Origin of the sequence: Tardiphaga sp. P9-11, from assembly GCF_008329525.1 — a bacterium.
Taxonomy (GTDB): Bacteria; Pseudomonadota; Alphaproteobacteria; order Rhizobiales; family Xanthobacteraceae; genus Tardiphaga.
In genome coordinates this window covers 68,967-84,098 of sequence record NZ_NPKQ01000013.1, presented here as the reverse complement: position 1 = coordinate 84,098, position 15,132 = coordinate 68,967, and the positions used below count along the sequence as shown (strand labels likewise).

Sequence of the window (15,132 nt, the reverse complement as noted above, 5' to 3'; positions counted from 1 at the left end):
AATGGCCAAGCCTGCGACACGACCGAAGGACCGCAAGACGGCGGTTGCCGCCAAGCAGGCGCGGGGGCGTCCGGCCAAGCCGGCGCAACGGCCGCGCGATGCCGCGGCCACCGCCGAACGCATTCTGCGATCCGCGATCGCCGAGTTTGCCGAGAACGGCTATGCCGGCGCGCGGATCGATGCCATCGCCCGCGGCGCCAATGCCAACATGCGCATGCTCTATCACTACTTCGGCAGCAAGGATGCGCTGTATATCCGGGTGCTGGAAACCGTGTTCAACGATATTCGCGTGCAGGAACAGCGGCTCAAGCTGAACAACATGGCGCCGCTGGAGGCCATGATAAAGCTCTTTGATTTCACCTACAGCCATTTCGCGGCGAATCCGCTCTTCATTCGGATTCTCGCAAGTGAAAACCTTCTTGGCGCAAAATTCCTGACGCGTTCTCAGCGCGTATCGACGTTGTCATCGCCACTGCTGTTGGCGATTAAGGAAGTGCTTTCACGAGGCGAAAAGGAGGGGGTCTTTCGGCGCGGCATCGATCCGCTTCAACTTTACGTCAGCATGGTAGCGATGAGCTATGTCCACATTTCTAACGCGCCGACCTTGTCGCATTTGTTCGGCGCCAACCTTTCGTCGCCGTCCTGGAAAATTCAGCGGCGCCGGCACGCCACCGAGATGATGCTTGCGTTTCTAGGTTTCGTGCCGTCTCGCTAGGTCGAGAACGGAACGGCGGGGCTGGGTCAGACCAGTCTTGCGCCGATAACCAATTCTGGCGCAAAACTGACATGAGCTTCCGATTGGTCGCCGAGCTAGCACCTTCTAGTCACATTCGTTCATCGTGGCTTTCTGGTTGAAGTGGGGTGCCTGATCGGCAAACAACATCGCCGCGCGCTGTCAGCACACCGCACTCGTGAGAGCTATGCCGGCTATGCGAAACGCACCGCGCCGCGGATCTTAGCGGCCACCATTTCGATTAGGTCTTTGCCCCAGAACCCATCATCAACCTCCAATTGATCGAGACTGACTCGGCAGACCCTCACCAGCGTCGACAGATCAGATAGGCTGTCTAGAAATCTGCAGGCGTTGTCGGTCGGCTTCATTTGCAGCCTCTTTGGTGGCCTGGCTCAGCCTGAGAACGTTCTGGAAACAGTTTTCCAGAATAGACAGGGGATCACTTTCCGGAGTAGAACGTGCCTAATTTTTAAATATTTGATTTTGCTATACTATTTGGCTGGGGCGGGAGGATTCGAACCTCCGCATGGGGGAATCAAAATCCCCTGCCTTACCACTTGGCGACGCCCCAACGGCCAAGGCGATAAAGGGCGGGACGAACCCGCGGATCGCTTTGGCTCCGTCGGTCTATAGAGAGAGCTCCGCAATTTCAACCACCTGCCAGCGGTGTTTCCCCCCTCCGGATGCGACTGACTTTTGTGCAATTGGGACTTCTGCCGGCGCAAGCGCCTAGCTCCCTGAATTTTCCGATTTTTGCGTTCGCGTAACGGGCGATATCGGCTGAGCTGGCACAAAGCGACGTTCCTGAAGCCTGTCCGCAGGCGCAGGCTCCGGCCTAACGCACGATGGCGTGGTCGGAACGACTGATCTAGAGCTGTATATGCGGGACGCGCTTGAGTGAGACCTCATCGAGGGCCTCGTCGTAGCCGGCATCCGCGTAGCGGATGACGCCGAGGCCGGTGTCGTTGTCGAGGCTCATAGCAAGACGTTCTGCCGCGGCGGCGGTGCCGTCGGCGATCAGGGTGACGCCGGCGCTGGTCATATAGCCGGCATAGCCTCCGCCACCGGAGTGGACGGCAACGAGATCGGCCTGAGACGAACATAATGCCATGGCGTCGAGCAGCGGCCAGTCGGCGATGGCATCGGAGCCATCGCGCATATTCTCGGTCATGATGTTCGGATGCGCCATGCCGGCGGCGTCGAGATGATCGCGCGAAAAGGCGACCGGCCCCTTGAGCGTGCCATCGGCGACGAGTTCATTGACGCCCAGCGCCAGTTCGCTGCGCTCGCCATGACCGAGCCAGGCGATGCGTGCCGGCAGGCCTTCGAAAGGCACGTATTGGCGCGCAAGCTTGATCCAGTTCGACACGATCTGGTTGTCGCCGAACAGGCGCAGCACGAGATCGTCGATGGCCGCGATATCCTTGGGATCGCCCGAAAGCGCCATCCAGCGGAACGGACCGATGGCACGCGCAAAGAGCGGGCGCAGATAGGCTTCGGTGAAAATGGGGATATCAAAAGCATTCGTGACGCCGCCTTCTCTGGCGTGGGTACGAATGAGATTGCCGTTGTCAAACACTTCCGCGCCGCGCGCCTGAAAGGTCAGCATGGCGCGGACGTGAGAGACGATCGAGGTGCGGCTCTCCTCCATCAACTGTTCCGGCGCGGTCTTGCGCATGGCGCGCGCCTCGTCGAGTGAACGCGTGCGTGGCACATAACCGTAGACGAGATCGTGGGCCGCGGTCTGATCGGTGACGACATCGGGAATGATGCCCCGGTACGCGATCTCCGGATAGATATCGGCGGCATTGCCGACAAGCCCGACCGACAACGCCCGACGCTCGGCCTTCGCGGCGGCGATCATATCCAGTGCAGAATCAAGATCGGGGGCGATCACTTCGAGGTAACCGATCTCCTTGCGCTTGCGGGCGCGCTCCGGATCGACATCGACGGTGAGGATCGCGGCGCCGGCCATGCGGCCGGCCAGCGGCTGCGAGCCACCCATGCCACCGAGCCCGGCCGTCAACACGAAGCGGCCCGCGAGGGTGCCGCCGAAGCGACGCTCGGCGATGCGCATGAAGATCTCGTAGGTGCCCTGGATGACGCCCTGCGAGCCGATATACTGCCAGGCGCCGGCCGTGAGGCCGCCCCAGCAGATCAGGCCCTTGCGTTCGAGTTCGTAGAAGATCTCGGCCTTGGCCCATTGTCCCACGATGTTGCAATTCGCCATGATCACCAGCGGCGCCTTGGCGTGCGTACGCAGCAGTCCGACCGGCTTGCCGGACTGAATGACCAGCGTCTGGTCTTCCTCCATGGTCGTCAGCGCCTGCACGATCGCCTTGTGCGCCGGCCAGTTACGGGCCGCGCGCCCCAGCGCCGCATAGACGACGAGGTTCGATGGATCCTCACCGACCGCGAGCACGTTTTCCAGAAGTCGCAACAGACCTTCCTGCCGCCAGCCCTTGGCGCGCAGCCTCGGGCCGCCAGGAATCGGAAAATCGGGGTGCCGTGGATTCGCTGATGTCATGGCGGACTCCTTTCGTGTCTCAGGCCAGTGCGTAGCGTGCGATCTCGATGCCCATCGCGCGTTCGACGGAGGGATAGACCGCCGGATCCTTGACGCTGGAGGCAAGCGGAATGATCGTCTTCGGCACATGGAACAGATGCACATTCATGCCGACCTTGAGATGGCCGACGCTCATCGGCTCCGCACCGTCGGACAGCGTTGCGATGATATCGGGGAAGGTCGCGAGACGATTGCCCGATGCATCGACGATGGCCATGTATTCGTTCATCACATGCAGCGTGATGGCGCGGTCGCCTTCGCCGATAGTCAGTGTGCCGATGTCGAAGGCCTCGGGTGTATAGACGACATTCTTCGCGGTAATCCTGCCGCTGCCGAGGATCGAGCCGCCGGTGTCCTTGCAGATCGCGTCGATTACCGCAGAGGGCCCCTTCGGCTCGGCGGCGAGAATGGCTTCACCCAGACGGAGTGCCAATGAGATTCCACCGAGCGCGGCGTTGTCACGCACATAGGAGGCGCGGACCGGATTGCGGCAGGAGGCAATGAACCCACCGGACATGTCGCCGGCTGTGCGCAGGATCGGCGAGACCTTGGCGGTGGCGCCGCGGACGGTGAGCTCGATGTAGCGATTCTCGGCGCGGTTGCCGCCGGCTGCGGTCTGGATCATCGGCTCGGGCGAGCCGGCGAGGCCGATCGATCCCATGTCGCCGGTCGGATGCGCGCGCATGTCGCCCACGGCATCGACCACCTTGGTGCCGAGCAGTGCCGATGGCAGCCACGCATTCATGGTGGAGGACTTGCCATTCTGGCCGATGATGAGGCCTTTCAGCGGTTCACCCAGCGCATCCTGCAGCAGCTGCACCGCGCGGACGTAATCCTTGCCCTGCATCTCCCAGGCGGTGGTTGATGCCGGCGCGCCGATCGCTGCAGCCGTGGCAACCCAGTCGTCATCGTTGAGTTCGTCGATCGACACGAGTTCCGGCTTGCCGACGAGAATCGCGGCGCGGCCGAGCATGCGCCCGTGATCCGCCCAGCCGCCGCCTCCGGCAGCGTAGACACCGCCGCCGCGCACGGCGGCTTCAATATCGCGTTCGGTCAGAATACGTCCCATCGGAATGTCTCCTCGGCAGATGTTCTTGTGTTCGATACGTGTTCGGTGATCGGAACGGCGGGCGTCAGGCCACCGGCAGTCGCTCCGGGAGAAGCAGCGGCGGCCGCACGAATTGTCCGCTGCCGGGCTCGGCGAGAACCTTGCTGCCGTCGAAAGCAAGTTGGCCGCGCACGTAGGTCGCAGCCACGGTCCACGGCAGCGTGATGCCGTTATAGGGGGACCAGCCGACCACGTTGTTGCCGCTTGCGGCACCGTCATAGACGATGGGCTTGTCCACCAGCACGGTGATGTCGGCGTCGAGGCCAGGCGCCAGCGCGCCCTTACGATCGTCGATGCGGAAGTGCCGCGCCGGATTGAACGACATCAGCTTCGCGGCATGGGTGAGCGGCAATTTGCGTTCGACGAGGCCCTTTACCAGCAGTGGCACCATGGCTTCGAGGCCGGGGACGCCGGACGCGTTGGCGAGCATGTCCGGATTGATCTTGCGATCTTCCGACCAACTGACGTGATCGGTCGAGACCAGCGAGACGCGTCCGGCTGCAAGCTCTGCCCAGAGCGCCTCGACATCGGCACGCGGGCGCACCGGCGGATTGATCTTGGCCTTGCCGCCGAGGCGGGAGACGTCATTCTCCTCGTCGAGCACGAGATAGTGGATGCAGCATTCCACCGTGGCGTGATGACCCTCGGAGCGATACCACGCCGCAATGTCATAACCGCGTGCGACAGAACAATGCACCACATGGGCGGGACAACCGGTCTCGGCGCCGGTCTCATAGATCTGCAGCATCGCCAGGATTTCGGCGAGCGGCGGGCGCGACATTGCATGCGCACGCCAGTCGGTAATGCCTTTTGCCTTCACTTTGGCGACGGCATCGCGGATGAATTCGTCGTCCTCGTTGTGGACGCCGGCGGCGAGGCCGGTCGGCGCAATGGCGGCGAAACAATCGGCGAGCAGCGGCGCGGGGATGCGCGGAAAGCGCTTCGGGTCAGTGCCGAAGGTGGAGAACTTGAAGGCAGCGACGCCAGCCTTGGCCTGTTCGGCGATGCGTGCCGGACCTTCTTCGGGGTCGATGGTGCCATAGAGCGCGAAATCCACGCGCGCCTGTTTGCTCGCATGGGCAATCTTGCGCTCGACCGCAGCAGCCGAGCAGACCAGATCGCCTTCATCATAGGGCATGTCGACAATGGTGGTCACGCCGCCGGCTGCAGCGGAGCGCGTCGACCAGACGAAGTCTTCCTGATTGCGTTGCGACAGCGAGTGGACCTGTGCGTCGATGGCGCCCGGCATGATCATGCCTGACTTGAAATCCTGCCGCGCGCGGGCGGCAGGCGGCGTGCCTTCGCCGACGGCAGCCACGCGCCCGTCGCGGACCGCGACCCAGCCGTTCTCGATGATGCTGTCGTGACCGATCACCTTGCCGGTGAGAACCAGATCGAAATCCATGTGCAACTCCACATTCGCCGCCGGCGAGCCGGCTTGTCGTGATGGTCCCGCGGGACCGTGTGTCCTAGAGCCTGTGCTCCAGCCGCGCGATCAACCGCACGACTGGCAACAGCAGGAGCAAATAGATGATGGCCGCGAGGATCAGCGGCGATGAGTTGTAGGTGAGCGAGCGCGCCAGATTGGCGGAATGCAGCAGCTCCGGCACCGAGATGACGCTGGCCAATGTCGTGAGCTTCACCAGCTCGACCGTATTGGACAACAGATCAGGCAAAACGTTGCGGATCGCCTGTGGCAGCGTGACGTAAAGCAATGTCTGCGTCGCGGAGAGACCGGTCGACCGCGCGGCCTCGCGCTGGCCCTTGGGTACGCTGACCATTCCGGCACGATAGATCTCGCCGTAGTAACTTGCCGAATTGATCAGGAAGGCGACGGCCACAGCCACCAGTGCGGGCACGCGCAGTCCGATAAAGGGCAGGCCCGCATAGACGAACACCAGCAGCACAAGGGGTGGGAAGGCGCGGAAGAAATCGACCGCGACGATCGCCGGCCAGCGCAACAGGCGATAGGGGCTGGTGGTCAGCAACATCACGAGGATACCGCTGACGAGGCCGATCGGGATCAGGAACGAGCACAGCAGCAGAGTCTGCAGCAAGCCCTGCAGCAGGAACGGTGCGACCTTCGCCATGACGTCGAGATTGAAGAATTCCTGCGTGAACTGCTCCATCAGTGCTCACCCCACCGATAGTTGCGTTCGAGTGTGCGGGAGGCGATCACCAGCGGGATGAAGACCAGCACGTAAAGCAGCGCGCCCATGGTCAGCGGCGTCGCATTGGCGGACATCGACAGCGCGGAATTGGCGCGGCCAAGAATCTCGTTGACACCGATGGCGCTGCCAAGCGCGAGGTTCTTGGTGATGGAGATCGCGCGGTTGGTGAGCGGCGGAATGCCGAGGCGGACCGCCTGCGGCAGGATCACATAGCGCAGCGTCTGAGCGAAGGTGAGCCCTGTTGAGCGCGCGGCCAGCCACTGGCCCTTCGGCACTGAGGTAATGCCGGCCCAGAATATCTCTTCGGCAAAGGCCGCAAGCACCGCGCCGAGGGACATCCACAGCACGATGAGGCTGGGCAAGACGATGCCGATATTTGGGAAGCCGAAGAATAATACCAGGATGATCGCCAATGGCGGCAGCGAGCGGAAGATATCGACGAACACGATGATGAAGAAGTTGACAGGCTTCCAGCCGATCGCCCGGAGCGCTGCGAGGCCGAAGCCGGCACCGATACCGGTGATGACCACTGCGAGGCCGGCGAGAATGGTAACGCCGGCGCCCTGCAGGATTTCCCAGCCATACTTCGTCGCTATATCCGCATTGAAGAAGGTGAAGACGAAGCGGTCCCAGTTGCTCATCGCGTCGGCGGCGGTCATGGCCTAGTGCCTGATCTGCGCGAGAAAACGTCTGGTGCGATCTTCCTGCGGACGCAAGAAGATGTCTTCCGCACAGCCTTCCTCAATGACGAGCCCGCCATCGAGGAACACGACCTTGTCGGCGGCTTCGCGCGCGAAATTCATCTCGTGGCTGGCGATGACCATGGTGATGCCGCGGTCGCGCAGGTCCTTGACGACGGCGAGCACGCTGCCGACGAGTTCCGGGTCGAGCGCCGAGGTTGGTTCGTCCATCAGGATGATCTTGGGATTGAGCGCGAGCGAACGCGCAATGCCGATGCGTTGCTGCTGGCCGCCGGAGAGTTGCGCGGGATAGGACGCGGCCTTGTCGGGCAGACCCACCAGTGCCAGCATCTCCGCGGCACGGGCATTGGCGTCGGCCGTGCTCATGCCGACGACCTTGCGCAGCGCCAGTGTGATGTTCTTCTGCACGGTGAGGTGCGGATAAAGATTGAAGCTCTGGAACACCATGCCGATCTGTCGCCGCGCGGCGTTGATGTCCGCGCGCGGCGACAGCAGGTCCACATCATCCATGATGATGGAGCCGGAATCCGGCTCCTCCAGACGATTGCAGCAGCGCAACAAGGTACTCTTGCCCGAGCCGGATGGGCCGATCAGAAAGACCAGCTTGCCCGGCTCGACCAAAAGATCGACGCCCTTCAGAACCTCGGTTGGGCCAAAGCTCTTCCGGACGCCGCGCGCTTCCAGCAGATAACGGGACACAGGCGCTGCCGCTGTCGAACTCATGAACAGGTCGGCTTCTGCTCGGTCGCGTCATAGCCGGCAACGCCCGGTGCGCCATAGCCAGGATAGATGGTGGTGGTCGCCGAACCGGCCTCGGGCTCGACACCGAACCATTTCACGTAGAGTTTCTTCAGCGTGCCGTCCTGCTTCATGCAGACCAGCGCGTCTTCGAGCTTGTTGCGCAATTCAGTATTGCCGTTGCGCAGCGGCATGCTCCAGACGAGGCCCGTCTTGTAGAGAAAGGCATTCTTCAGCCGCGGATTGTTCTTCACGATCCAGGCGACGACGGTTGCGGCCGAGATATTGGCGTCGGCACGGCCGGCGAGCACGGCCTGCGCCGCGTCGGTGCTGGTGGCGAAGGATTCCGACTTCCAGCCATATTTGGCGGCGTTGTCGTTGACCCATTTCTCGTAGATCGCGCCTTTCTGCACGGCGATGGTCTTGCCGGAGAGATCTTCGAGCTTGGTGATGGGAGGTGCCGAAGCCAACGTCATGAAGCGATAGTCCGCGTCGACGAAGCCTTCCATGAACAGCAACTGCTGCGCGCGCTCGGGCGTGACAGTGACAACGGCAGCCAGGAAGTCATAGGTGCCGGCCTGCAAGGCCGGAATGAGACCCGCGAATTGAGCGCCTTCCACCGTGATCGGGCGCTTGATGCGCTTCGACATTTCGTCAACGACGTCGATGTTGAAGCCTTCAAGCCCGCCCGACAGTTTTGGCATGGCATGCGGCGCGAAGGTCGAGTCGATCGCGGACTTCAGCGGTTCCTGCGTCTGAGCGAATGCGGGACTGGCAAGGGCCAGAAGCCCGGCGGCAAGGATCATTGCTTTCATCGAACACCTCCATTGGTGCGGCCAGGCCAAGCCGGCATCTGGCTCCGCAGTCCCTGTCATGAACGCTAACGCAATTGCGTATCGGGGGGATATCCCATTTGATGGACATCCTATACGCTCTCGCTGCAGCGCGGAAAAATCGACTACCGACCCGGATGACAATGGAATGGACATTGCGACCTTGGTGATGACAGCCATGGTGCTCCGTTGCGGCAATGTGCGGGAGGCCGCGCGCCAACTTGGACGCGCACCAAGTACGCTCTCGGCAGCTGTGAAACGGTTCGAGCGCTCCATTGCGGCGCCGCTGTTGAATCGTGTGGGTGCCGCGAGCTTTCTCACGCTCGAGGCGCGGCGCATGCTGGATGAGATCGAAGCCGCAGCGGATATCGCGATGGGGATGATCGCGCCTGACAGGGCAGGCGATGCAGCACGGGCTTTCTGCGCCGAGCGTGATGTCAGCCTCACGGCCTTGCAGCGTGTCGCACTGGTTGCGGAAACCGGTAGCGTTCGTCGTGCCGCACGCATCATCCGTCTTGGTCAGCCGCAACTTGCGCGACAGATTGCACGCGTCGAAGATGAACTCGGTAGCGTGTTGTTTCATCGCTCCCGTATCGGTGTCACGCCGACGCCGGCATGCCAGTTGCTGGTCGCGTCACTGGCTGAACTTGAAAAAACCATGCAGCGACTGTCGCGGCGCGCGCGCGAACGTTTCCGTTCGACCAATGCCACGATCAGGCTCGGGGCGGTGATGCCGCTCGGTCATGAAAGCAATGTCGCGCGGTTGCTGGCCTTTCTCGTCGCTGCCTGGCAGCGGGATCGGCCGACGCAGCCGCTGTTTGTTACCAATGGTACGGCGGAGGATCTTCTCACCGGCCTGAAGGACAAGCGCTGCGATGTCGCTCTGATCGATAGTGACACGATCCCCGCCGATGTCTCGTCCCGCGCGCTGGTACGATCGAAACTCGTGGTCGTGGGTGCGCGCGAGGTGCTGGGCGACCGACCCGATGTCATGCGGGTGCTTCGCCAGCAACCGCTTGCGCTACCCAGCCGACGCACTGGCCTCGGACAGGCGGCCCACAGACTGCTCGCGCAATTGCTGCCTCAAGCAGAGATTGATGCGCTGACAATCACGGAAATCGACTCGATCCCGATCATCGCCAACCTGATGCTGGATTTCGGCTTCGTGTCAGTACTCCCCGAAAGCGCGCTCGTCTCGTTCGATGCACGCCTCGTGGCGCTGCCGGTCGATCCCGGGCTTGAACTTATTCTGTCGTTGGTCTGGGTACAGACCGAAGGCGCGCGGCGCGGAGCCCGCGCCATTCTTGCCGCCTTGCGCAACTATGCGCCGGCAACGCCGGCGGCCTCCATGATGGTCAACAGCGACTGATTTGAATGAGAGTCGTGGGATACGAGCCGATCAATAATTCCCGGGCACCGGCGATCTGATCTAATATGAATTATAATTCTTGATCTTTTTCAGCTTCGTGCATTATGCTGCAAGTGAGCGAGCGTGGGTGAGGCAGTGCCTCCGCCCGGCGTCCGTCTGCATTGTTAGGCCGGGTCAACCGGTCATCAATTATTCCGAGGGGAGACGAGCTGATGACCACCAAGGGGTTTCTGCGTCCGCTGACGCGTCGCGCCATGCTGTCCGGGACCGCCGGCGCTGCAACATTCATTGCGACGTCACCGCTTCATAGCCCGGCCATCGCGCAGAACGCGCCGTTGAAGGTGGGGATGATGCTTCCCTACACCGGGACCTATGCGAAGCTCGGCCAGTTCATCGATGACGGCTTCCGCCTCTATGTCGAACAGAAGGGCGGCAAACTCGGCGGGCGCGACATTGCGTTCGTGCAGGTGGACGATGAATCGAAGCCGGAAGCAGCCACCGACAACATGAACCGGCTGGTCGGCCGCGAGAAGGCTGACGTGGTTGTCGGCACCGTTCATTCCGGCGTGGCCATGGCCATGGTCAAGGTCGCGCGCGACACCAAGACACTGCTGATCATTCCGAATGCCGGCGCCAATGATGCGACGGGTCCCGCTTGCGCGCCGAACATCTTCCGCACGTCGTTCTCGAACTGGCAGAGTACCTACCCGATGGGCAAGGTGATGGCCGATGCCGGTATCAAGAACGTTGTCACTATCACATGGCGTTACACGGCCGGTGCCGAGATGATCGGCGCCTTCGCTGAAAACTTCACCAAGAACGGTGGCAAGATCGTCGCGGATCTGACGGTGCCATTTCCAGAGGTGGAATTTCAGGCGCTGATCACGCAGATCGCGCAGTTGAAGCCCGATGCCGTGTTCAGCTTCTTTGCAGGCGGTGGCGCAGTGAAGTTCGTCAAGGACTATGCGGCGGCGGGCCTGAACAAGACCATCCCGCTTTATGGCGCAGGCTTTCTGACCGACGGCACCATCGAAGCACAGGGCGAAGCCGCCAAGGGCATCAGGACAACACTGCACTACGCGGACAATCTCGATAATCCCGCCAATCTTGCCTTCCTCAAAGCCTTTAAGGCCAAGACGGGCAAGGACGGCGATATCTACGCCGTACAGGGCTACGATGGCGCCGCCCTGCTGGACATAGGGCTGACGGCCGTCGGCGGTGACTTCAACGCGCGTGACAAGATGATCGCGGCGATGGGGGCTGCGAAGATCGACAGCCCGCGCGGGCCGCTGTCCTTCAACAAGGCGCATAACCCGATCCAGAACATCTATCTGCGCGAGGTCCGCAACGGGCGTAACGAGATGATCTCGGTCGCCCAGGCCGATGTCGACGATCCAGCGCGGGGCTGCAAGATGACCTGACGCATCGTTGCGCGGTCTGTCGATGGAGATCGAATCGTCGAAGCCTGTTGCGCGCAATGCCGTCCGTGAAGGACGTGTTGCTGCGCGGCCGGATATGGCCTCATGCCTGATTGCGCCGGCGACTAAAGGTGGCCCGCCGTGACTGGATTGATCTGATGGACTTCATCACACTAGGCGTTCAGTTGCTGAATGCGGTTCAGTACGGCGCGGTCCTGTTCCTTGTCGCGAGCGGTCTGACGCTGGTGTTCGGCATCCTGGGAGTCATCAATCTCGCCCATGGCGCGTTCTATATGCTCGGCGCCTATCTGGCTTACTGGATCACGTTGATGACCGGCAGTTTTGCCGTCGCCCTGCTTGGCGGCGTGCTGGTTGCCTTCATCGCCGGCATTCTGCTTGAGACCGTCTTCGTTCGTCTTCTCTATGGCCGGGATCATCTGGCACAGGTGTTGCTCAGCTTCGGCCTCATCCTGGTCATCGATGAAATCAGGCAGTTGTTGTTCGGCAAGGACGTGCACGCGGTCGCTCCACCCGCGTGGTTGTCGGGGTCGATCCAGCTTACTGACAACCTGTCCTATCCGGTTTACCGGCTGGCGATCTGTGTATTCTGCCTGATAGCGGCGCTCGTTATCTTCTTCGTGATCGCGCGCACCAAAATCGGCATGATCGTACGGGCAGGTTCGGAAAATCGTGAGATGGCGCGCGTGCTCGGCATCAAGTTCGACCGGGTCAATCGCTACGTCTTTGCCGCCGGCATCGCGCTGGCGGCGCTCGGCGGTATCCTGATCGCGCCGATCTCGACAGTATTTCCCGGCATGGGCGATAGCATGCTGATCCTGTCCTTTGTCGTGGTCGTGCTCGGTGGCATCGGTTCGGTCGCCGGCGCAGCCGTGGGCGCACTGCTGATCGGCCTCACGGATACGTTCGGAAAGGTGTTCTTTCCCAGCGTCTCCAGTATTCTGATCTATGTGGTGATGGCAGCCGTGTTGCTGTGGCGGCCCAGTGGAATTCTCGGACGCCAGGATGCTTGATATGAGCATGCCCAATCTGCGGGTCCGATTGTTCGGCATCGCCTGTCTGGCTATGGCGATTGCGCTGCCATTCTGCGTATCGACCTATTACACGCAATTTTTTGCCAAGGCGCTCATCATGGGCATGCTGGCCATGTCACTGAATCTCGTGGTCGGCCATGGCGGTCTGGTGAGCCTCTGCCATGCCGCCTTTTTCGGCCTAGCCGGATACGTACTTGCGCTGTTGTCGCCTCGTTATGATGCGACGTCGATGTTAACGACGCTTCCGATTGTGATCCTGTGCTCCGGCGCCGCGGCCCTGCTGATTGGCGCGCTGGTGCTGCGCACCCGCGGCGTCTATTTCATCATGGTGACGCTCGCCTTTGGTGAGATGCTGTTCTTCTTCTTCCACGATACCAAATTCGCGGGTGGCTCGGACGGTATCTCCATCAACATCCGGCCCGAGATCGCCATTGCCGGCCGCCAATTGCTCGATCTCGACAAACCCGTGACTTTCTACTTCGTCGTCCTGGGTTTCCTGGTGGGCGTGATCGCTCTACTCACAATAGTGGTCCGCTCACCTTTTGGACGGGCGCTGGCGGCAGCTAGGGACAATGAGCGCCGGGCGCGGTCGCTCGGCTTTCCGATCTTTCGCCTCCGCCTGACGGCGTTCACCCTGTCTGGTGCGCTGGCGGGCGTTGCCGGTTATCTGGCTGCGGCGCAGTTCGGCTTCGTCGCGCCGCAGATGCTGGGATGGCACCAATCGGCGACAATCCTGGTCATGGTGCTGATCGGTGGCCTGCGCTCGGTCACCGGGCCGCTCGTCGGTGCGCTGGTTCTGATCGGCATGGAAGAAGTGCTGAAGGCGCATCTCGACAACTGGAAGCTTGTCGAAGGCCTGATCATCATAGGCATCGTCATCCTGCTGCCGAATGGTGTCCGGCAGATCTGGCCGATGGTGTTCGGGGCGTCGCCTCAACGCGCGGCCGAGATCAAACCTGCAGCTGCGGAAGCCCGTCATGCATGACATTGCGCTGCGTGCCGCTGGATTGCAGAAGCGCTTCGGGGGGCTGCTGGCTGTTTCCGATGTCTCGATCGATATTCGCGTTGGCGAGATCCATGCGGTGATCGGCCCGAACGGTGCCGGAAAATCCACACTGATCAATCTGCTGGCCGGCGAATTGCTGCCGACGTCGGGTGAGGTCCTGCTGAATGGTGCGGATATCACATCGTTGTCGCCGGACCGCCGCGCGCGTGCTGGCCTCGGCCGCGCCTATCAGAAGACGACGTTGTTTGCGCAATTCAGTGTGCATGAGAATGTGCGTCTTGCGGCGCAGGCCCGTTCAATCGCGCCGCTCCGGATGTTTGGCGGTACGCGAAGCGACCGGCCATATGACCAGTTGGTCACCGACGCGATCGACCGGGTCGGGTTATCCGCGCGGTCGCAGGTCATTGCCGATAAACTCAGTCACGGCGAACAGCGCCAGTTGGAAATCGCTATGGTGCTGGCGACCAATCCGCAGGTCATTCTGCTCGACGAGCCACTGGCCGGCATGGGACCATCGGAGGCGAGGGGCATCATCGGATTGATCGCATCGCTGAAGGCCGACCGTGCGCTGCTGGTGGTGGAGCACGACATGGATGCGGTGTTCGAACTCGCAGACCGGTTGACGGTGATGCAGGACGGTCGTGTCATTGCCACAGGTTTGCCGCAGGACGTGCGCGTAGATCCCGGCGTGCGCGCTGCCTATCTCGGTGCTGATGGAGGCATCGCATGACGGCCTTGCTGGAGGTGGAAAAGCTCGATGCGTTTTATGGCGCTAGTCAGATTTTGCACGGCATCGATCTGACCTTCGCGCCCGGTGAGCAGGTCGCGCTGATCGGCCGCAATGGCATGGGCAAGACCACGCTGCTGCGTTCGCTGATGGGATTGATGCCGCTCTGCCGTGGCAGTTTGCGCTTCCACGGCCATGATATCCGCAACGCAGCGCCCGAGACGATCGCGCGATGCGGCATGGCGCTGGTACCGGAGGGGAGGGGCATTTTCGGCTCGCTGTCGGTCACCGAAAATCTGGTGATGGCTGCACGACCAGGCAATCACGGGCGTCAGTCCTGGACCTTGCCGAAAATCTTCGAGCTGTTTCCGCGTCTGCACGAACGCCGCAATAATGGAGGGCATCAACTGTCGGGGGGCGAGCAGCAGATGCTGACCATCGGTCGCGCGCTGATGACCAATCCAGATATGATCATGATCGATGAGGCTACGGAAGGTTTGGCGCCGCTGGTGGCGCAGTCTATCTGGCAGACCCTGGCGATCGTCCGGGGCGAGGGCATCGCGACCATCGTCGTCGACAAGGATTTCCGGAGTCTGGCGAAAGTCGCCGACAGAATGGTGATCCTGTCGAAAGGCTGCGTGGTGTTCGACGGAACGCCGGCGGCATTAGCCGCGCAGCCGGATGTGCTGGAACGCCATCTCGGCGTTTGA

The 15,132-nt window shown here is 61.8% G+C and carries 15 protein-coding genes and 1 tRNA gene; 7 read left to right on the top strand and 9 right to left on the bottom strand.

Annotated elements, in window-relative coordinates:
• Window position 1 precedes the first annotated feature (1 nt).
• Window positions 2-715, top strand: coding sequence for a TetR/AcrR family transcriptional regulator (locus CIW50_RS26965; RefSeq protein WP_172980476.1), 714 nt, complete (start codon window positions 2-4; stop codon window positions 713-715).
• A gap of 212 nt (window positions 716-927) precedes the next feature.
• Here CIW50_RS26965 and CIW50_RS29250 read toward each other — a convergent pair whose 3' ends face one another.
• The 9 genes from CIW50_RS29250 to CIW50_RS26925 form a co-directional block, all read right to left on the bottom strand.
• A complete protein-coding gene (locus tag CIW50_RS29250; protein ID WP_172980475.1) occupies window positions 928-1,101 on the bottom strand; it encodes a hypothetical protein in 174 nt (57 codons plus the stop codon).
• A gap of 128 nt (window positions 1,102-1,229) precedes the next feature.
• Window positions 1,230-1,304: transfer RNA gene (locus CIW50_RS26960), tRNA-Gln, on the bottom strand.
• A 297-nt stretch (window positions 1,305-1,601) separates the two neighbouring features.
• Window positions 1,602-3,260 (bottom strand): thiourocanate hydratase, encoded by a 1,659-nt coding sequence (ertB, locus tag CIW50_RS26955; RefSeq protein ID WP_149534232.1) that lies wholly within the window; start codon window positions 3,258-3,260, stop codon window positions 1,602-1,604.
• 19 nt (window positions 3,261-3,279) lie between these two features.
• Window positions 3,280-4,368 carry a thiohydantoin desulfurase gene (gene ertC / locus CIW50_RS26950; protein WP_149534231.1) on the bottom strand — a complete coding sequence of 363 codons (1,089 nt, stop codon included), beginning with the start codon at window positions 4,366-4,368 and terminating at the stop codon, window positions 3,280-3,282.
• 64 nt (window positions 4,369-4,432) lie between these two features.
• On the bottom strand, window positions 4,433-5,812 hold the full coding sequence (ertD, locus tag CIW50_RS26945) for a hydantoin-5-propionate amidohydrolase (RefSeq protein WP_149534230.1): 1,380 nt from the start codon (window positions 5,810-5,812) through the stop codon (window positions 4,433-4,435).
• 64 nt (window positions 5,813-5,876) lie between these two features.
• Window positions 5,877-6,536, bottom strand: coding sequence for an amino acid ABC transporter permease (locus CIW50_RS26940; protein WP_115030452.1), 660 nt, complete (start codon window positions 6,534-6,536; stop codon window positions 5,877-5,879).
• On the bottom strand, window positions 6,536-7,237 hold the full coding sequence (locus tag CIW50_RS26935) for an amino acid ABC transporter permease (protein WP_197738404.1): 702 nt from the start codon (window positions 7,235-7,237) through the stop codon (window positions 6,536-6,538). The genes CIW50_RS26940 and CIW50_RS26935 overlap by 1 nt, the downstream gene beginning before the upstream one ends.
• Window positions 7,238-7,240: 3 nt before the next feature.
• A complete protein-coding gene (locus CIW50_RS26930; RefSeq protein WP_149534229.1) occupies window positions 7,241-8,002 on the bottom strand; it encodes an amino acid ABC transporter ATP-binding protein in 762 nt (253 codons plus the stop codon).
• Window positions 7,999-8,832, bottom strand: coding sequence for a transporter substrate-binding domain-containing protein (locus CIW50_RS26925; RefSeq protein WP_149534228.1), 834 nt, complete (start codon window positions 8,830-8,832; stop codon window positions 7,999-8,001). The genes CIW50_RS26930 and CIW50_RS26925 overlap by 4 nt, the downstream gene beginning before the upstream one ends.
• A 166-nt stretch (window positions 8,833-8,998) precedes the next feature.
• Here CIW50_RS26925 and CIW50_RS26920 point away from each other — a divergent pair, with 166 nt between their 5' ends.
• From CIW50_RS26920 to CIW50_RS26895, 6 genes are all read left to right on the top strand, one after another.
• On the top strand, window positions 8,999-10,219 hold the full coding sequence (locus tag CIW50_RS26920) for a LysR family transcriptional regulator (protein WP_172980474.1): 1,221 nt from the start codon (window positions 8,999-9,001) through the stop codon (window positions 10,217-10,219).
• Window positions 10,220-10,431: 212 nt separating this feature from the next.
• Complete coding sequence (locus tag CIW50_RS26915; protein WP_093756987.1) at window positions 10,432-11,640, top strand: ABC transporter substrate-binding protein; 1,209 nt, start codon at window positions 10,432-10,434, stop codon at window positions 11,638-11,640.
• A 155-nt stretch (window positions 11,641-11,795) separates the two neighbouring features.
• Window positions 11,796-12,668 carry a branched-chain amino acid ABC transporter permease gene (locus CIW50_RS26910; protein WP_149534226.1) on the top strand — a complete coding sequence of 291 codons (873 nt, stop codon included), beginning with the start codon at window positions 11,796-11,798 and terminating at the stop codon, window positions 12,666-12,668.
• A gap of 1 nt (window position 12,669) precedes the next feature.
• The gene (locus CIW50_RS26905; RefSeq protein ID WP_149534225.1) at window positions 12,670-13,674 is read left to right on the top strand and encodes a branched-chain amino acid ABC transporter permease; all 1,005 of its coding nucleotides are present in this window, start codon (window positions 12,670-12,672) and stop codon (window positions 13,672-13,674) included.
• A complete protein-coding gene (locus CIW50_RS26900) occupies window positions 13,667-14,425 on the top strand; it encodes an ABC transporter ATP-binding protein (protein ID WP_149534224.1) in 759 nt (252 codons plus the stop codon). The genes CIW50_RS26905 and CIW50_RS26900 overlap by 8 nt, the downstream gene beginning before the upstream one ends.
• The gene (locus CIW50_RS26895) at window positions 14,422-15,132 is read left to right on the top strand and encodes an ABC transporter ATP-binding protein (protein WP_149534223.1); all 711 of its coding nucleotides are present in this window, start codon (window positions 14,422-14,424) and stop codon (window positions 15,130-15,132) included. The genes CIW50_RS26900 and CIW50_RS26895 overlap by 4 nt, the downstream gene beginning before the upstream one ends.